Source organism: Plantactinospora veratri (assembly GCF_036421995.1).
GTDB lineage: Bacteria > Actinomycetota > Actinomycetes > Mycobacteriales > Micromonosporaceae > Plantactinospora > Plantactinospora veratri.
Genome location: NZ_JAZGQL010000033.1, coordinates 112,943 through 130,608 on the forward strand (window position 1 = coordinate 112,943; position 17,666 = coordinate 130,608).

The 17,666-nt window shown below is 74.2% G+C and carries 14 protein-coding genes and 2 pseudogenes; 11 read left to right on the forward strand and 5 right to left on the reverse strand.

Translation table 11 applies throughout. The features are described 5' to 3' along the window. Positions 1-3: 3 nt before the first annotated feature. The 8 genes and pseudogenes from V1634_RS31440 (at position 4) to V1634_RS31475 (ending at position 8,561) form a co-directional block, all read left to right on the forward strand. Positions 4-1,797 carry a hypothetical protein gene (locus tag V1634_RS31440; protein ID WP_331211341.1) on the forward strand — a complete coding sequence of 598 codons (1,794 nt, stop codon included), beginning with the start codon at positions 4-6 and terminating at the stop codon, positions 1,795-1,797. 76 nt (positions 1,798-1,873) lie between these two features. After that, positions 1,874-3,289, forward strand: coding sequence for an efflux RND transporter periplasmic adaptor subunit (locus V1634_RS31445; protein ID WP_331211342.1), 1,416 nt, complete (start codon positions 1,874-1,876; stop codon positions 3,287-3,289). A 62-nt stretch (positions 3,290-3,351) separates the two neighbouring features. Beyond that, positions 3,352-4,191, forward strand: a pseudogene (locus V1634_RS31450) (ABC transporter ATP-binding protein); the annotation flags it as partial. A 177-nt stretch (positions 4,192-4,368) separates the two neighbouring features. Beyond that, positions 4,369-5,553, forward strand: a complete 1,185-nt coding sequence (locus tag V1634_RS31455) for an ABC transporter permease (RefSeq protein WP_331211417.1) — start codon at positions 4,369-4,371, stop codon at positions 5,551-5,553. Positions 5,554-5,727: 174 nt separating this feature from the next. Next, positions 5,728-5,940: a helix-turn-helix domain-containing protein gene (locus V1634_RS31460; RefSeq protein ID WP_101369425.1), complete on the forward strand. Its 213-nt coding sequence runs from the start codon at positions 5,728-5,730 to the stop codon at positions 5,938-5,940. Positions 5,941-6,190: 250 nt separating this feature from the next. Then, complete coding sequence (locus V1634_RS31465) at positions 6,191-6,292, forward strand: 30S ribosomal protein bS22 (protein ID WP_007465623.1); 102 nt, start codon at positions 6,191-6,193, stop codon at positions 6,290-6,292. 122 nt (positions 6,293-6,414) lie between these two features. Further along, positions 6,415-7,536, forward strand: coding sequence for an NAD-dependent epimerase/dehydratase family protein (locus tag V1634_RS31470; protein WP_331211343.1), 1,122 nt, complete (start codon positions 6,415-6,417; stop codon positions 7,534-7,536). Next, positions 7,533-8,561 (forward strand): lysophospholipid acyltransferase family protein, encoded by a 1,029-nt coding sequence (locus V1634_RS31475; RefSeq protein ID WP_331211344.1) that lies wholly within the window; start codon positions 7,533-7,535, stop codon positions 8,559-8,561. The genes V1634_RS31470 and V1634_RS31475 overlap by 4 nt, the downstream gene beginning before the upstream one ends. 24 nt (positions 8,562-8,585) lie before the next feature. Here the strand turns inward: V1634_RS31475 and V1634_RS31480 are convergent, their stop codons facing one another. The 3 genes and pseudogenes from V1634_RS31480 to V1634_RS31490 form a co-directional block, all read right to left on the reverse strand. After that, complete coding sequence (locus V1634_RS31480) at positions 8,586-9,464, reverse strand: HAD family hydrolase (protein ID WP_331211345.1); 879 nt, start codon at positions 9,462-9,464, stop codon at positions 8,586-8,588. A 304-nt stretch (positions 9,465-9,768) separates the two neighbouring features. After that, positions 9,769-10,659 (reverse strand): annotated as a pseudogene (locus tag V1634_RS31485) (DUF5667 domain-containing protein); the annotation flags it as partial. 255 nt (positions 10,660-10,914) lie between these two features. Next, positions 10,915-11,781: an ECF subfamily RNA polymerase sigma factor, BldN family gene (locus V1634_RS31490; protein ID WP_331211418.1), complete on the reverse strand. Its 867-nt coding sequence runs from the start codon at positions 11,779-11,781 to the stop codon at positions 10,915-10,917. Between the two features lie 798 nt (positions 11,782-12,579). Between V1634_RS31490 and V1634_RS31495 the strand changes: the two genes are divergently transcribed. The 3 genes from V1634_RS31495 (at position 12,580) to V1634_RS31505 (ending at position 15,275) form a co-directional block, all read left to right on the forward strand. Further along, positions 12,580-14,268 carry an AMP-binding protein gene (locus V1634_RS31495; RefSeq protein WP_331211346.1) on the forward strand — a complete coding sequence of 563 codons (1,689 nt, stop codon included), beginning with the start codon at positions 12,580-12,582 and terminating at the stop codon, positions 14,266-14,268. Further along, the gene (locus V1634_RS31500) at positions 14,265-14,522 is read left to right on the forward strand and encodes a glutaredoxin family protein (protein ID WP_107257654.1); all 258 of its coding nucleotides are present in this window, start codon (positions 14,265-14,267) and stop codon (positions 14,520-14,522) included. Before V1634_RS31495 ends, V1634_RS31500 begins: the two co-directional genes overlap by 4 nt. Before the next feature lie 111 nt (positions 14,523-14,633). Further along, entirely contained in the window at positions 14,634-15,275 is a 642-nt protein-coding gene (locus V1634_RS31505; protein ID WP_331211347.1) for an HAD family hydrolase, read from the forward strand. Between the two features lie 30 nt (positions 15,276-15,305). On the opposite strand, the gene V1634_RS31510 is transcribed toward V1634_RS31505, so the two are convergent. Continuing rightward, positions 15,306-15,971, reverse strand: a complete 666-nt coding sequence (locus V1634_RS31510; protein WP_107263776.1) for a response regulator transcription factor — start codon at positions 15,969-15,971, stop codon at positions 15,306-15,308. A 104-nt stretch (positions 15,972-16,075) separates the two neighbouring features. Then, the gene (locus V1634_RS31515) at positions 16,076-17,386 is read right to left on the reverse strand and encodes a sensor histidine kinase (protein WP_331211348.1); all 1,311 of its coding nucleotides are present in this window, start codon (positions 17,384-17,386) and stop codon (positions 16,076-16,078) included. Positions 17,387-17,666: the final 280 nt, after the last annotated feature.

Below are 17,666 nucleotides of genomic sequence, written 5' to 3' on the forward strand. Positions count from 1 at the left end.
GCCGTGACCGACGGGGACTCCCACCACCGCCCACCGGCCGACCAACAGCCGCAGATCGGCTACCCGCCGGCCGACATCCCGCCCTCCGGATGGCACCGCCCGGGCGGTCACCCGTCCTCCGCGCCGGAGCCGGCCGCGCTCGGCCTCCCGCCGGTCACCGGCTATCCGGTGCGGCCCACCGGCTACGAGTCGGACGTCGGCCGCCACCAGCCCACCCAGACCGGCTACCAGTCCGGAGGCGCGGATGTCGGCGCGGGTGTGGAGCCGCCCGCCGGTTACGACTCCGCCGGCTACCAGCTCCGGTCGTACCCGCCGGGTGGCTACCCGGCCCGGCCCGGCCAGCCGCCGGCCGGATACCCGACGCCGGGTGGCTATCCGACGCCCGGCGGCTATCCGACCCCCGGCGGCTATCCGATGCCGGGCAGCTATCCGACGGTGGGTGGCTATCCGACGGCCGGCGGTCATCCGACGGCCGGCGGCTACGGGCCGGCGCCGGTCGATCTCCTCCCGCAGCCGCGCCGGCGCCGGTGGCCGCTCTGGGTGGGCTTCGGCACCGTCGTGGCCCTGCTCCTCTGCGCGGCACCGGTCGCGATCGGGGCGGCGCTGCTCGACCGGGTGTCCGGCCCGACCGGCCCGGCCGCCGGTGCCGGTGCGGCGGCCAGCCCGAAGGCCGGCGACCCGGCGTCGGTCACCGGTGACTGGCTCACCGAGCAGATTCGCGGCCTGCTCGACGGGCAGGCGAAGGCGCTGCTCGGCGGCGACGAGAACGGCTACGTCGGGCTCGCCGAGCCGAACACGGCGATCGCCCGGCAGCTCCGGCGCGAATTCCGGACCCTGCGGGCGATGCGGGTGAGCAAGTGGGAACCGGAACTGCTGGGCCAGGTGGTCAAGCTCGACACCGCCGGCGAGTGGCGGGCCAACCTCACCGTCGCGCACTGCTTCGTGAGCCCCGGCTGCGAGCCGAACGAGATCACCATGGTCACCCGGTGGAAGGACACCGCCGGCCAGCCGCGACTCTTCGCGATCGACACCGACCGGGCCGGCGGACCGGGTCGGCCCCGGCCCTGGGAGAGCGACGAACTGGTCGCCTCGATCGGGGAACGTACCCTGGTCGCCGCGCCCCGGGCGTTCCGGGACCGGCTGCCCGACCTGCTGCGCGAGGGGGAGCGGGCGGCCAAGGTCGCCGACCGGTACGCCGTGGACGGCTCACCGCCCGAGCGCTACCTGATCTTCTACGCCGGCCCGAACGAGTGGAGCCGCTGGTACGGCGGCAACCGACCGGAGTGGACCGCCGGATACGCCGTACCGGTCGGTGACGACCAGTACGACCTGGTGCTCAACTCCAAGGCCGTGGTACCGGGCCAGTACGCCGACCTGATGCGGCACGAGCTGACCCACGCCTCCTCGCTGGCCGGCGCCGACCAGATCGACGACGACGCCTGGTGGCTGGTGGAGGGGCTCGCCGAGCAGGCGGCAGCCGGTGGCAAGGCGGCGAGCCGCTACGGCAGCCTGGACGACGTCGACCGGCTGGTCGGCTCGGGCTGGAACGGCAAGCTGGCGGACGTCGCGCCGAGCAACGGTTCCGAGGACTGGCACGTCGCCGGCAGTTACGGCGTCGGCTATCTCGCCGTACGGCATCTCGTGGACCGGTTCGGCGAGAAGGAGGTACTCGCCTTCTTCAAACTGGTGGTGCACGACGGCAGGTCGGAGGCGGAGGCGTCCCAGGAGGCGTTCGGGCGGGACTGGTCGAAGCTGCACGACGAGTGCGTGGCGTACGTGAAGAAGACCGCCTCCTAGATCAGGTGCAGCTCAGCGGCCTCGCCGGCCCGCGCGTCGTGCCGCCCGGGGCGGTGGTAGCTCGTACCATGGCGGCGTGCGTCGCGCCTCTCCGCCGCGCCTGTCCGCAGCACCGCGGCCCCGTCGCCCCGTCATCTCCGCCACCCTCGTCGCCGCCACCGTCCTGTTCGGCCTCTCCGCGGCCTCCTGCGAGTCCGACGAGCAGGTCGGGCTGGCCAGTGTGGAGCGGGCCGACGTCGCCGAACTGGTCGACGCGCCGGCCAGCGTGACCGCGCGGGCGGCGGCGACCCTGAGCGCCCCCGCCGACGGCACCCTGGCCGAGTTGCGGGTCAGGCCGGGTGCCCAGGTCAGGGCGGGCCGGGTGCTCGCGGTCATCGACTCGCCCACGGCCCGGGACCGGCTGGCCAAGGCCCGCCGGGCCCTCGACGCGGCCCGGAGCGCCGGGCGGGGCGTCGGCGGCGGCGCCGACCTGGCCCGGTTGCGTCGCGGCACGGACCGGGCGGCGGAGCAGGCGTTCCGGGCGGCCCGGGACGCCGCCGACAAGCTCACCGACCCGGGCGCGCGGGCCGCGCTGCTGGCCCAGGTCCGGATCGCGGAGCGGCAGTACGAGGCGGCGGCCGAGACCGCCAGCGCGGCGGTACGCGCCGTCCAGCGCGGTGTCGCCGGGCTGAACTCGGCGGTACGGGCACTCTCCGCCGCCCAGCGTCTCCAGGCCGAGCAGGCGTACGACCTGGCGAAGGCGACCGTCGACGCGCTGGTGCTGCGGGCGCCGATCGGCGGGGTGGTGCAGCTCGGTGGTGCCGCGTCGCCGGCTGCCTCGGGCTCGGCCGAGGCGCTCGCCGGGCTGCTGGGCGCGACCGGTGGACTCGGTGCGCCGGCCGGGGTCGACCCGGCCGGGGCGCTCGGCGGTGGCACCCCGGCCGCGCCGGTGGCCGGGGTCGACGGCGCGGTACCGGTCGGCGGCCGGGTGAGCGCGGGTACGCCGATCCTGACCGTGGTGGACCTGACCGACCTCGGCCTGGTCGCCGAGGTCGACGAGACCGACGTGCTGCTGGTCGGCCCGGGGGTGCCGGCGAGCGTGGAGCTGGACGCCGCCACCGGGGCGGAATACCCGGCCCGGGTCCGCTCGGTCGACGTACTGCCGACGGCGTCGGCCCGGGGCGGCGTCACGTACCGGGTGCGGCTCTCGCTGGGCTCCGGGCGCTTCGCCGACGGGCGGGCCGCCCCGGCACCGCGCCCCGGGATGAGCGCGGTGGTCCGGCTGCGGGTCCGCGAGGCGGCCGGTGCGGTGACCGTACCGGCGGCGGCGCTGCACTCGGCCCAGGGACGGGACGCGGTCTGGGTGGTCGAGGACGGGATCGCCGAGCAGGTGCCGGTGACGGTCGGGGTGCAGGGGCAGGACCTGGTGCAGGTCGTCAGCGGGGTGCAGCCGGGCCAGCAGGTGGTGGTCAGCGGCGGCGACCAGGTGCGCCCCGGAGAGCGGGTACGGTGAGCGGCCCGCCGGCGGCTGCCCCCGGCGACACGAGGGCCGGTGGATCGGCCCGGCGGTCCGGGGTGGCGGTCGAGGCGGTCGACCTGGTCCGGACGTACGACCTGGGCGGCGTCTCGGTGGCCGCGCTGCGCGGCGTCTCGCTGACCATCGCGGCCGGTGACTACGTGGCGGTCGTCGGGCCGTCCGGGTCGGGGAAGTCGACGCTGATGCACCTGCTCGGCGGGCTGGACCGGCCCACCGCCGGCCGGCTGGTGATCGGCGGCAGGGACGTCGCCACGCTGGACGCCGGGGAGCTTGCCACGCTGCGCAACGAGACCATCGGCTTCGTCTTCCAGTCATTCCACCTGCTGCCCCGGACCTCCGCGCTCGACAACGTGGCGCTGCCGCTGGTCTACCGGGGGATCGGCGGTCGGCGGCGGCGGGAGCTGGCGGCGGCGATGCTGGGCCGGGTCGGTCTCGGGCACCGGCTGGAGCACCGGCCCAACCAGCTCTCCGGCGGTGAGCAGCAGCGGGTGGCGATCGCCCGGGCCCTGGTCACCGACCCGGTACTGCTGCTCGCCGACGAGCCGACCGGCAACCTGGACAGCGCCACCGGCGAGTCCGTGCTGACCCTGCTGGAGGAGTTGAACGCTTCCGACGGGGTGGCGCTGGTGCTGGTCACCCATGACCGGGAGGTCGCCGAGCGGGCACACCGGCAGGTCACGATGCGCGACGGCCGGGTGGTGCCGTCGGCGGGGGAACCGGAACCGGCGACACCTCTACCACCGGCGGCGGGGGTGGATACCCCGACGGTCGTGCCGGCGGCGCGGCGCGGGCCTGAGATAGTAGATCCCGCTCCCAGCGCGGAGCCCCGACGAGCGTCCGGAAGCGACTCGGGGCACCCGTCCGGGGGGGGGGGGGGGGGCCCCCCCCCCCCCCCCCCCCCCGGGGGGGGGGGCGCCCCCCCCCGGGGCCGGGGGGGCGCGACCCCCCGGGGGGGGGGGGGGGGGGCCCCCCCCCCCCCCCCCCCCACGCCGCGGTGCGGCGGACGCCCCGGCCGGGACCGGTGGGGACGTCACCCCCGGCTCGGGGAGCGGCTCGTGAGGATCGCCGAGGCGTGGCGGGTCGCGCTGGACGCCCTGCGGGCGAACCGGCTGCGCAGCATGCTCACCATGCTCGGGGTGGTGATCGGGGTGGCCGCGGTGGTGGTGCTGGTCGCCATCGGCACCGGCGCCAAGCGGGAGGTGGAGCAGCAGGTCGAGGGGCTCGGCTCCAACCTGCTCGTCGTGGTGCCCGGCCGGCTCGACTTCGGCGCGGCACCGGCGGTCTCCCGGCTCTCCCTCGCCGACGTCGAGGCGGTAAACCGGGTGGTCGGCGACCCGCGCCGGGTGGCGGTCACGGTCACCTCCGGCGAGACGGTACGCGCCGGCACCCGCTCGGCCTTCACCACCGTGCAGGGCGTACTCGAGACCACGCCGGAGGTCTTCGTCCGGGAACTGGACCGGGGCAGCTACCTCACCTCGTCCGATGTGGACACGAGTCGCCGGGTCGCGGTGCTCGGCGCCACGGTCGCCGGTACCCTCTTCGGCGACCGGGAGCCGGTCGGGCAGCAGGTCGCGATCGCCGGCGTACGGTTCCGGGTGATCGGGGTCTTCGCCCCGCTCGGCCAGAGCCTCGGGGTGGACCGGGACGACGAGGTGCACATCCCGGTCACCGCCGCACACCGGCTCTACGGCACCCAGCGGATCGACGGGATCGCGATCAAGGCGCCGGACCGGGAGGAGATCGACGACCTCGGCGCCCGGGTCGTCGCCGAACTGACCCGGCGGCATCCCGACACCGAGTTCAGCGCGGTGACCCAGGAGCAGATCCTCGGCGTACTCGGTGACATCCTCGGGGTGCTGACCGGGGTGCTGGCCGCGATCGCCGGCATCTCGCTGCTGGTCGGCGGCGTCGGGGTCTCCAACATCATGCTGGTCTCGGTACGCGAGCGGACCCGGGAGATCGGCCTGCGCAAGGCGGTCGGCGCCCGTCCCCGGGACATCGGGGTGCAGTTCCTGCTGGAGGCGGTGCTGCTGACCGCGCTCGGCGGGGTGCTCGGGATGGGGCTCGGGGTCGGTTCGGCGCTGCTGGTGGCCGCGCTCTCCCCGGTACCGGCGGTGGTCACCTGGTGGTCGCTGGCGCTCTCGTTCGGGGTCTCGGCGGCGGTCGGGATCATCTTCGGGGTGGTACCGGCGCAGCGGGCCGGGCGGTTGGACCCGGTGATCGCCCTTCGCGCCGAATGACCACCAATGACGCGTTCCCAGGGGTGGACGGGCGAGCCAGTGATGATCAAATGCCCGAAGGGATCGCGCCGGTCACAGCCGCCCCGTTACCGTACTGGTAACACGCGCGTAGCTGCGGCGCGGAAGCATCCCGTCGGGCGGCACGCGCCGGGGATTGGGATGGGTTGGTGAGCCATGGCAGGATCACCACAGCCGGACAGCCGAATGCCGGAGGTCAGGTTTCTGACCGTCGCCGAGGTGGCGACGCTGATGCGGGTCTCGAAGATGACGGTCTACCGGCTGGTGCACTCCGGCGAGCTGACCGCCGTGCGGGTCGGGCGGTCCTTCCGGGTGCCGGAGCACGCGGTGCACGACTATCTGCGCGGTGCCTTCCAGGAGACCGCCTGACGGCGCAGCCGGCGATGTCGCGACGGTGCCGGAGCGGTCCGGGCGGTTTCTCGGCGGGGCCGGGCGGTTCTCCGTGGGGGCGCTTTGGCCCGGCTGACGGCCGAGGGCTAGTCTGGACCGCGACCGTGGCCACGTGCCGATATGGGTGCGAGCCCGTAGTGCCGGCCCGGTCCGTTGTCCAGCTCGGTAACCGGCCGCACCTTCGGGTGGGGCCGGTCCGATCAGCACGTCGCATCAGAAGGGCTGTCGTATGGGCTCGGTGGTCAAGAAGCGCCGCAAGCGCATGGCCAAGAAGAAGCACCGCAAGCTGCTGCGCAAGACCCGCGTCCAGCGTCGCCGTCTCGGCAAGTGACCCCGGCCGGGCGCACCTGCCCGGCCGGCGGTGAGCCGTTCAGACTGTCGACCTTCGGAGGCCCACGTGACGACGTCGCGGCGGTCCGGGTCCGGCCCGGGTCGTCCCGTGCGGAGCGCGAGGTGACCCCCGGTAGCACCCCCGGTGCGCCGGGGGTCGTCGTGGTGACCGGGGTCAGCAGGTTCCTCGGCGCCCACGTGGCGGCGCGGCTGGTCGCCGACGACCGGATCACCCGGGTCGTCGGCCTCGACGTGCACGAACCTGCGCCCGAGATCGCCGGGCTGCTCGACGGCGTCGAGCGGGTCCGGGCCGACGCCGGTGCGGTGGGCAGCATCGTCGAGGAGCTGGGCGCCGACGCCGTGGTGCACCTGGCGCTGGTCACGGCCGCCGACCCGCAGCAGGGCGGCCGGGCGGCGATGAAGGAGCAGAACGTCATCGGCACGATGCAGCTGCTCGCCGCCGCCCAGCGGGCGCCCCGGCTGCGCAAGCTGGTCGTCCGGTCGTCGACCGCCGCCTACGGGGCGTCGTTCCGGGACCCGGCGGTCTTCACCGAGGACACCGAGCCCCGGGCCGTGCCGCGCGGCGGCTTCGCCCGGGACATCCTCGACATCGAGGGGTACGTCCGCGGCTTCCGGCGCCGCCGCCCCGACGTCACCGCCACCGTGCTGCGCTTCGCGCCGTTCATCGGCTCGATGGCGAACACCACGCTGACCCGGTACTTCGCCCAGCCCGTGGTGCCGACCGTGCTCGGCCGGGACCCCCGGCTCCAGTTCGTGCACTTCGACGACGTGCTGGAGGTGCTGCACCGGTCGGTGGTGGAGGAGCACCCCGGGACGTACAACGTCGCCGGGTCGGGAGTGCTGGCGCTCTCCCAGGCGATCCGCCGGGCCGGCCGGGTCGCCCTGCCGGTGGCGGAGCCGGGGCTCTCCGGCGCGGCCGGGCTCGCCCGGGTGCTGGGCTTCGCCCGCTACGGCCTGGACCAGGTCGACCTGTTCGTGCACGGCCGGGTGGTCGACACCACCAGGCTGACCACCGAATTCGGCTTCACCCCGAGGTCGACCGCCGCCGCCTTCGAGGAGTTCATCGCGAGCCACCGCGACGGGACGGTGCTCGGGCCGGAACAGCTCCGCCGGGCCGAGCAGGCGATCATGGACGGCATCCGGCAGACCCGGGCCGCGGTCCGGGACCGGATCGGGCTCGACGCGGCCGACGGTGCCGGGCCGGCCGAGCGGGGCGGACGATGACCGGCAGCGCGGACGACCGGCGTAACGGCAGCGGAAACGGGGAGGCCGCAGGGGTGCAGCACGATCCGGAGAGCACGGCCGGCCGGCGGTACGCCGTACCCCCGGAGGCGGACGGCACCGAGCTGGACCGGCCGGTGCGGCGCAACGGGCACCGACCCGGGTCGACGGTGCCGGACGAGTCCGGCGACGTCTGGGACCGGCGGGTCGCCGCCGGGCTGGCCTTCCTGCGCCGACGCCTCTCCGGGCAGTACGAGGTCGACGAGTTCGGCTTCGATCCCGAGCTGACCGACCAGCTCTTCCATCCGGTGCTGCGCCGGCTCTACCGCGACTGGTTCCGCACCGAGGTCTCCGGCGTGCACCACCTGCCGGTCGACGGTGCCGGACTGGTGGTCGGCAACCACTCCGGCACGGTCGCGATGGACGCGCTGGTGTTGGCCGCCGTGCTGCACGACAAGCACCCGAAGCACCGCTACCTGCGGCTGCTCGGTGCCGACCTGGTCTTCCGGATGCCGGTCGTCTCCGAGCTGGTCCGCAAGACCGGCGGCACCGTCGCCTGCAACTCCGACGCGGAGCGGCTGCTCGGCCGGGGTGAACTGGTCGGTGTCTTCCCCGAGGGCTTCAAGGGCGTCGGCAAGCTCTACGCGGACCGCTACAAGCTGCAACGGTTCGGCCGGGGCGGCTTCGTCTCCGCCGCACTGCGTACCGGGACGCCGATCGTGCCGGTGGCGATCGTCGGGGCCGAGGAGACGTACCCGATGCTCGCCGACATCAAGCCGCTGGCCCGGCTGCTCAAGCTGCCGTACTTTCCGGTGACCCCGACCTTCCCGTGGCTCGGCCCGCTCGGCGCGGTGCCGCTGCCCAGCAAGTGGCTGATCGAGTTCTGCCCACCGATCCCCACCGAGCATCTGGTCGACTCCGCCGACGATCCGCTGGTGGTCTTCAACCTCGCCGACCAGGTCCGCGAGACCATCCAGCAGACCCTGCACCAGTTGCTGGAGAAGCGTCCCGACCCGTTCGGCCCCTGAGCAGCGCTCCGACCGCCGGGCCGGTCACCGGGCCAGCCGGCGGCGCATCGCCAGCCCCGCCGTCACCGCGCCGGCCACCAGACCGGCGGCGACGGTCGAGGGTACGGCGATCCGGGCCGCCTTCCGCCCGGTCCGGAAGTCGTGTACCGACCAGCCGTGCTCCCGGGCGTACCGCAGCAGCATGCTGTCCGGGTTGATCGCCACCGCCCGGCCGACGGCGGAGAGCATCGGCAGGTCGTTGGCGGAGTCGCTGTACGCGGCGCAGCGTTCCAGGTCCAGCCCTTCCACGGTGGCGAGCTGGACCACCGCGTCCGCCTTGGCCGGCCCGTGCATCAGGTCGCCGACCAGCCGCCCGGTGTAGGCGCCGTCGCGGATCTCGGCGACGGTGCCGATCGCGCCGGTCAGGCCGAGCCGGGCCGCGATGATCCGGCCGATCTCCACCGGTGCGGCGGTGACCAGCCAGACCCGCTGGCCGGCGTCGAGGTGCTGCTGGGCCAGGGCCCGGGTGCCGGTCCAGATCCGGGGCGCCATCAACTCGTCGAAGATCTCCGCGGTGAGCCGCTCGACGTCCTCGACCCGCCAACCGGCGACGAAGGCCAGCGCAGCCTCCTTGATCCGGGACATGCTGCCGGCGTGTTCCACGGCGAGTACCCGGAACCGGAGCTGCTGCCAGGCGAACCGGGCCAGGTCGCCGGTGGTGAGGTAGTTCCGGGCCGCCAGGCCACGGGCGAACCAGTAGATGGAGGCGCCCTGCATCACCGTGTTGTCCACGTCGAAGAAGGCGGCGGCCTCGGGATCGGTCCGGGCCGGCTCCGCCGGTGGGGCGTCCGGTCCGGCCTCGGCCCAGCCGGCGGTGTGACCGTGGTCGTCGGTGCTGACCGTCACCTTGCGGGCCCGGGCCACGCGGGAACCTCCTCGCTTCGGGTACACAGCGAGGGTAGCCGGATCGGCGCGGGCGCACCTGGAGTCCGGGGCAGCGGCCGACGTACGGGCCGGTGCGGGAGGGTCAGCCGCCGACCCGGTGTACGGGTTCGGTGGTGCTGCGGTCCCGTACCGCCGGTGGCTGCTCGGGGCTGGGCGTCGCGGCGGGTGGCCGGGGTGGCGTACTCCGGTCCGAGGTACGCGGCGCACCCTCCTCCGGGGTACGGCTGCCGCCCTCGGCCTCGGCCGCCGGAGGTGGCGGGTCCACCGCCGTACCGACCGGGCCACGGCCGGCCGGGCAGGTCCGGGGGAGTGGACCGATCGAGTCGGCCCGGCCGATCGCGCCGACCCGGCAGGTGAGCGCGGCCCGGAGGCTCTCGGAGCGGGCCTGAACGTCGTCGAGGAGTTCCAGGGACTCGTTGGCCCGGCTGCGGGTGGCCCGGGTGGTGTCCTCGAAGAGGCGGGCGACCTGCGGCCGCTGCTCGTGCAGGAAGCTGTCCACGGCGTCCAGCGCCGACGGGTCCTGGCGTTGCACCGCCGCGCTGGTCAGCAGCTTGACGCCCTGTCGCGTGTCGGCGTCCATGTCTTCCAGGACGGCGGAGAAGCCGAAGTTCTGGCCGCCGACCGCGACCGCCTCGGCGAGCCGGGTACGCGCGAAGTCGAGGAAGAGCTGCCCGCGACTCAGGTCTGAGCTGGCCAGGGCGAGCTGGGCGCGTTCGGTGTGCCGCTTCATGCCGTAGAGCGCGTCACCGGGTACGGCGTTCTCGCTGGCGGCGGACATTCCGGAGACGGCGATCGCGCCGACGGCGACCCCGATGACGACGGCGCCCCGGGCCCGGGCCCGGGTGCGTGGGCCCCGGAACGCGGGCTGGCCGGTCCGGCGGGTGGCGGGTTGGCCGCCGCCGTCGACGATGGCTTCGTCGGTGGCGGTCGCGCCGATTCCCTCCCGCTCGGCGGTGGCGACGAGCATGGCGCGCAGGCCGGCCCGGAAGTCGGGGTCGACCTCGACGGTGGACTGGACGTCGCGGAGCCGTTCGCCGACCGCCAGTGGCTGTGCCAGGTCGTCGTCGAGGCGGGACCGGACGTGGTGGCGACGGCCTCCGTTGGCCTCGTCGAGCAGCTGCGCGAAGCGCTCGGCGCGTTGGCGGTAGAAGGTCTTCCAACTCACCGCCGACACCTCCCTTCGCTGGTCGCGATGCTGCGGTCGGCGTCGTCTCGCCGTCCGGGTACGACGGTGGCTGACTTCAGGACCAGGCCACGGTGCCCGGGACCCGATCCGCTCTCCGACCGACCGGTCGGCGGGATCTCAAGCCAACCACCGGTCGCACCCGGACAAACGGTCGGCGGGGGCGACCGGTTACGGCCCGGCGGCGGGAAATACTACGAAGAGTGAGCGGAGTCACGGAGCGTGGGTGCCGGCGCTGGGAGCGCTTCACGGGCGGAATCCGTCCGGCAGCAACCGGGCCAGCGCCCGCACCGCGCGGTACTGGAGAGCCTTGATCGCGCCCTCGTTCTTCCCCATCGCCTGGGCGGTCTCCGCCACGGAGAAACCCTGTAGGAATCGCAGAACGATGCATTCCTGCTGCTCGGGGTTGAGTTGCTTGACGGCGGTCAGCAAGGCGACGTTGGTGATGTGCTCGACGACGGCCGCCTCCGGGCTCCCCTCCGGCCCCCGATCCTCGCGGTCCGCATCCAGAACGTCACCCGTAGTAACTTCCAGGCGGTACCGGCCGGACTTGAAATGGTCCGCGACCAGGTTCCGGGCGATCGTCACCAGCCAGGCGCCGAGGTCGCGGCCCTGCCAGGTGAAGCTGCCGATCCGTTTCAGCGCGCGTAGGAAGGTGTCCGAGGTGAGGTCCTCGGCGAGCTGCCGGTTGCCGACCCGGAAGTAGACGAACCGGAAGACCGTGTCGACGTACCGGTCGTAGATCAGGCCGAACGCCTCCGGCTCGCCGGCCTGGGCCCGCTCGACCAGCGCCCAGACCTCCCGGGCCGGGTCCGACGGATCCGGCCGGTCCGGATAACCGGTCGGCGTGCCGCCGCCCGAGCCGGTCGAGGTCTCGGTCGCCGGCACCACCGGAAGGATCGCGGTCTCGGTCTCCGGCGTCTCGGGCCGGGCGGATGGTGCCGCCGTACCCGGCTGGGCGGGCATCGCCGGCCGGGTCGGACTGGCCACCCGGCCGCCGACGGGCCGGGCGTTGCCGCCCGGCGTGTTGTGCCGGGTCGGCGTCTCGTTCGGATGTGGACGGTTGCGGATCCGTTTCGAGCCCCCGTCGCCGCGCACCGCCAGGCTCAGCATGTCGTCCATGGACGCGCGGAGCCGGTCGAGGCCCTGGGTGAGGGCGAGGCGGGTGTTCCGTGGCGCGCCGCCGGATGCTCCGTCGACGTATCCGTATGTGCTCACTGGACCTCCCCGGCCGGCCGAGGCCGCGAAACCGGTCGCCGGAACCGGGCCGCGATGGGGGCCGTACCCGCGCCGGGGTCGGCGCGATCCGGCACGGCAGTTCCGGGGTGCGCCGTACGACGGCACACGCCCCACAGCTGCTGGTGCAGTGCTCTCACAGGCACGGCGGCCTCCTCGGGCTGAGGGGTGTCGACTCACGGCAAAAGGGGTGAGCCGACCCGAGTGATGATAGGGCCAACGTCACCCATGTGCGGCAAGTCCGTTACACAGAGCCAAAGTATTTCCGCCAAGCCACCCGAACGGGGCGCACAGCTTGTGCGTTGTCAGATGGCTGACAGTGCGGTATCAAGGGCCCTGAGCAGGGGAAACGTGCGAACACGCCAGTGCGCGACGGGCCTTGGGCGCGCCGCCGCGAACGTGTTAGAAGCTGTCCACCGCACGGGGGCGTCGATATCCGAAACCCGTTACGGCCTGCTGGAACGTACCCCGGCCACGCGGAGAAGTCGAGACAAGTTCCACGTCGAGGGAAAGTTCCACCGGCCCGCGCCGTCCACCGGCCCGAGCCGGCCGAACCGGACGTGGCGGCCGAACCGGACGTGGCGGCGGGGTCCGGGATGGCCGGTTGTGCGACCGCTGGACGAGGCGGCGGTGGGAGCGCGCGTCGGGCCCGGCGCTGTGCCAGACTCAGCGACCGTGCAGGATGGACCGGACACCCCCGCCGAGCCAGCCGCGGCCACTTTGGCCGACCGGGTACGCCTGGCCGCCACCAGCCGCCCCGACCAACCCGCGCTGCTCTGGCCGGACGGCGTGCTGAGCTGGGCCGAACTGGACACCGCGGTGGACCGGGTCGCCGCCGCACTCCGCCGCCGGGCCGGCGGACCGACCGACGGCCACCCGGCGCGGGTCGCGATCGCCCTGGCCAATCCGCCCGACTTCGCGGTGGCGTTCTTCGGCACCCAGCGGGCCGGGCTGGTCGCGGTACCGGTGAACCCGGCGCTGACCGGCCCGGAGCTGCGACACATCCTGGCCGACTCGGCGGCGAGCATCCTGATCTGCACCGAACAGGTCCGCTCGGCCGTCGACGGGGTCCGGGCGGAGCTGCCGGCACTGACCGAACTGCACACCGCACTGTCCAGCCTGACCGGACCGGCAGCCGACGAAGCGGTGTCGTCCGGGGCGGTGTCGTCGCCCGGAGGCGACCTGGCCGACCGGCCGATCCGGACGGACCCGGAGGCGGTGGCCGTACTCCTCTACACCTCCGGCACCACCGGCGAGCCGAAGGGCGCGATGCTGTCGCACCGGGCGCTGCTCGCCAACCACGAGCAGGTCGGCCGGATCTCCCCGCCGGTGGTCGGGCCGGACGACCGGGTACTGCTGGCCCTGCCGCTCTTCCACGCGTACGGGCTGAACGCCGGGCTGGGCGCGGTGGCGTACCACGGGGCGTGCGGGGTGCTGGTCGAGCGCTTCGACGCGGCCGACGTACTGGAGGTGGTCGCCCGGCACCGGGTGAGCGTGCTGGTCGGCGTACCGTCGATGTTTCTCGGCTGGACGATGCTGCCGGACGCCCCGGCGGCGGCCGGGGTGCCGGCCGGCTCGGCGCTGCGCACCGCGATGGCCTCGGTGCGGGTCGCCATCTGCGGCGCCGCCCCGCTGGCCGTCGGCGGCGCGACCCGGTTCGCCGAGGCGACCGGCCGGCGGATCCAGGTCGGCTACGGCCTCACCGAGACCGCTCCGGTGCTCACCACCACGCTCTCCGGCCCGGAGGCGAAGCCGAACTCGATCGGTCGGCCGATCCCCGGCGTCGAGCTGCGGCTCGTCGCGGCCGACGGGGAGGAGCTGTGGCGGGACGGCTCCGCCGTCGAGCCGGCCGAGGGCGGGGACGACGCGGACGAGCCCGACCTGGAACTCTCCTCGCCCGGCACCGATCCCGGCGAGATCGTGGTCCGGGGCGCCAACCTCTTCTCCGGCTACTGGCCGGACGGGCACGGCGGCCCGGACACCGACGGCTGGTGGCGGACCGGCGACGTGGCGTACGCCGACGCCGGGGGTGACCTCTTCCTGGTGGACCGGCTCGGCGAACTGATCCTGGTCAACGGCTTCAACGTCTATCCCCAGGAGGTCGAACGGGTGCTCGGCGCGCATCCGGAGGTGGCCGAGTCGGTGGTGTTCGGCAGGCCCGACCCGGTGGCCGGGGAGGCGGTCACCGCGTACGTCGTACGGGCACCGGACAGCGGCGTCTCGGCCGCCGAACTGGCCGCGCACTGCGCCCGTAGCCTGGCCCGGTTCAAGTGCCCGAGCAGGATAGAGTTCGTCGGGTCCCTGCCGCTCTCCGCGATCGGCCGGGTACGCAGATCGGTGATCCGGCACGAGGGGCGCGAGTGACGACGAGTGAGCCACGGCTGACCTTGATCACCCGACCCGGTTGCCACCTCTGCGAGGTCGCCAGGGAGGCCGTCGACCGGGTGGTGGCGGTGACCGGGGACCGCTGGACCGAGCTGGACGTCACCGGCGACCTGGAGCTGGAGCGCGAGTACGGCGACCGGCTGCCGGTGGTGCTGCTCGACGGCCGCGAGCACGGCTACTGGCGGGTCGAGGAGGAGCGCCTGCTCCGCGACCTGACCGCACCCCGCGGCTGACCGTCCCTCCGGTCTCCGCCGGGAGTCGGCGGATGTGACGTCGGTGACTCCGTGGCCCGCCGGCTGGTCGCGGGCGTGAGCCCGGTCGGGGCAGCCGCGTATCGTGCTCGGATGCGCGAGCACCTCGTCTGGGACTGGAACGGCACCCTGCTCGATGACCTGACCCTGGTGGTCGCCGCCACCAACGTGGCCCTGGCCGGAGCCGGCGGGCCCGAGGTGACCGCCGAGGAGCACCGTACGCAGTTCCGGCGGCCGATCGCGGACTACTACGCCGAGGTGCTGGGCCGGGCCGTGGACCCCGAGGAGTTCAGCCGGCTGGACCAGCTCTTCCACGAGGCGTACCGGGTCGGGCTGGCCAGCTGCGAGTTGGCCGCCGACGCGACCACCGCGATCAAGACGTGGACCGGTACCCAGTCCCTGCTGTCGATGTGGTTCCACGACGAGCTGGTGCCGGCGGTCGACCGGTATGGGCTGACCACCGTGTTCCGCCGGGTCGACGGGCTGCGCGGCACCGTCGGCGGCGAGCGCAAGGCCCGGCACCTGGCCCGGCACCTGGCCGAGTCCGGTGTCGAGGGAAGCTCGGCGGTGCTGATCGGCGACTCGATCGACGACGCCGAGGCGGCCGACTCGGTGGGCGCCCGCTGTGTGCTCTACAGCGGCGGGTTCACCGATTCGGCCCGGCTGCGGGCCGCCGGCTGGCCGGTCGCCGACTCGCTCACCGAGGCCGTCGAACTCGCCGCCGAACTGGACTGACCGTCCGGGTGGCGGGGTCGGGCGGGCGGGTCAGCCGCGCAGGTAGGCGAGCACGGCGAGGACCCGGCGGTGCTGCTCCTCGTCCGGTGGCAGTTGCAGCTTGGTGAAGATGTTCCGGACATGCTTCTCCACCGCGCCGTCGCTGACCACCAGGGCCCGGGCGATGGCGGTGTTCGACCGCCCCTCGGCCATCAGCCCGAGCACCTCCCGCTCGCGTGGCGTCAGCTCCCGCAGCGGGTCGTCCCGACGGCGCCGGACGAGGAGCTGGCCGACCACCTCCGGGTCGAGCACCGTGCCGCCGCCGGCCACCCGGTTCACCGCGTCGAGGAACTCGTCGATCGCCGCCACCCGGTCCTTGAGCAGGTAACCGATGCCACCGCCACCGACGCCGCCGCTGGGCTTGACGGTGGCGAGCAGGTCGTCGGCGTACGACACCTCGACGTACTGGGAGAGGACCAGGATCGGGGTCCGGGGTACCCGCTGCCGGGCCTCCACCGCCGCCCGCAGCCCCTCGTCGGTGTGCGAGGGCGGCATCCGGACGTCCACGATCGAGACGTCGGGGCGGTGCGTGACGATGGCCTCGACCAGGGTCGTACCGTCGCCGACCGCGGCCACCACCTCGTGGCCGTGCTCGGTCAGCAGGCGTACCAGACCCTCCCGGAGGAGAACCGCGTCATCGGCGATCACTACGCGCATGATGTTGTTGTCTACCACTGCCGGCTCGTCCGAGGCGTGCTCCCGTCCGATCCGGGCGGCTCCGGGTGACGCCGGTGCGGTGCCGGCCGGGGCGTCGGGGTGGCTCAGCACGGCAGCTCGGCCCGGATCTCGGTCGGCCCACCGGGCGGGCTGAGCACGGTCAGGGTGCCGTCGTTGGCGCGTACCCGGTCGGCGAGCCCGGCCAGGCCGTGCCCCTTGGAGAGGTGTGCGCCGCCCTCGCCGTCGTCGATCACCACGATCCGCAGCGCCCGTTCCTCCCGGGTCACCGTCAACCAGCACTCGGTGGCCCGGCTGTGCTTGGCGACGTTGGTCAGCGCCTCGGCGACCACGAAGTACGCCGTCGACTCGATCGCCGGGCCGGGCCGGCCGTCCGGGGTGCCGAGCCGGGGGTCGACGGCGAGTTCGACCGGGATCAGCCCGCGACCGGCGAGCGCGGCCAGGGCGCTGGGCAGGCCCCGGTCGACCAGGATCGGCGGGGCGATGCCCCGGGAGAGTGCGCGCAGTTCGGCGAGGGTGTCCCGGGTCTGCGCGAGCGCCTCGCCGAGGGTCTGCCGGGCCGCCTCCGGGTCCGAGTCGAGCTGCTGCTGCGCCCGGCTCAGGTCCATGGCCAGCCGGACCAGCCGCTGCTGCGGCCCGTCGTGGATGTCCCGCTCCAGCTTGCGCAGCGCGGTGGCCTCGGCCGAGACGGCGGCCCGCTTCTGCTCCTCCAGCACGGTGATCCGGTTGCGCATCTCCGCCACCCCGGTCAGCAGTGCCCGGCCGAGCCCGGCCTGCATCAGGGCACAGCCCCGGACCACCAACGGCAGGGTGATCAGGAAGAACACCCCGAGGGCGGTGTTCACGCCGATCCGGGCGGCGGCGGTGTCGCCCAGCCCGAGCAGTTCGTGCAGGCCCTCGTCGTTCGGGCCCTGCGGGATCGCCCAGTCGTACGCCCAGTAGAGCGAGCCGCCGATCGCGCCGAGCCACCAGACCGCAGTGATCACGAAGGTGCCGAGCGCCACGATCAGCCGGACCCAGCCGTGCGCGAGGTCGAGCCAGGACTGGGCGTCGGCGATGGGTACGAAGATCCGCCGCCACATGCTGGCCCCGGGGTCGGCGGTGCGGTAGTTGGGGCGTACCCGGGGTTGCCGCAGCACCGCCGGCATCCGCAGCCGTTCGATGTCGGCGAAGCCCCGGGCGGCGTAGAGGGTGCCGGCCAGGATCGGCAGCCCGGTCACCGTCACCGCCAGTCCGGCGCTGAGCGCGGTCCCGGCGACGAGCACGACGAAGCTCGCCAGTGCGAGGGGGAGGCCGAGGAACACGTAGCCGGAGTCGATGGCGAGTTGGCGTAGCACGCTGCGGCCGGCGCCGGGTTCGGCGCCGACCGCCACGCTGGTGGCGGTGGTCGTGGTCATGTTCTCGACGCTAGGCATCGCTGCGATCGGTCCCCATCCCATCGGCTGGCCTCTTCACGGTAGGGCTGTCCCCACCTGGCGGAAAATCCGCGCTCCCACACCGGCGGAATTCCGCGCCGACCGGAGCCGCCGGGCCGGTCCGGTCGGCGGCGTCGGCACGGTCGTCGGCGCCGCGTGCCCCGGCTGCCGGGGTGGCCCACCCCGGCCGCGGGTCGGGTCCGGGATTCCGGCCGCCGGGAATGTGCTTGGGCTGCCACGGTTGTCGCCGAATGTAATGGTG

What these genes read in the sequence shown, in the direction of transcription:
- V1634_RS31460 (WP_101369425.1), top strand. Translation starts at nt 5,728, where the DNA reads ATGGCAGGATCACCACAGCCGGACAGCCGAATGCCGGAGGTCAGGTTT.
- V1634_RS31465 (WP_007465623.1), top strand. Translation starts at nt 6,191, where the DNA reads ATGGGCTCGGTGGTCAAGAAGCGCCGCAAGCGCATGGCCAAGAAGAAG.
- V1634_RS31475 (WP_331211344.1), top strand. Translation starts at nt 7,533, where the DNA reads ATGACCGGCAGCGCGGACGACCGGCGTAACGGCAGCGGAAACGGGGAG.
- V1634_RS31490 (WP_331211418.1), bottom strand. Translation starts at nt 11,781, where the DNA reads ATGCTGAGCCTGGCGGTGCGCGGCGACGGGGGCTCGAAACGGATCCGC.
- V1634_RS31505 (WP_331211347.1), top strand. Translation starts at nt 14,634, where the DNA reads ATGCGCGAGCACCTCGTCTGGGACTGGAACGGCACCCTGCTCGATGAC.
- V1634_RS31510 (WP_107263776.1), bottom strand. Translation starts at nt 15,971, where the DNA reads ATGCGCGTAGTGATCGCCGATGACGCGGTTCTCCTCCGGGAGGGTCTG.
- V1634_RS31515 (WP_331211348.1), bottom strand. Translation starts at nt 17,386, where the DNA reads ATGACCACGACCACCGCCACCAGCGTGGCGGTCGGCGCCGAACCCGGC.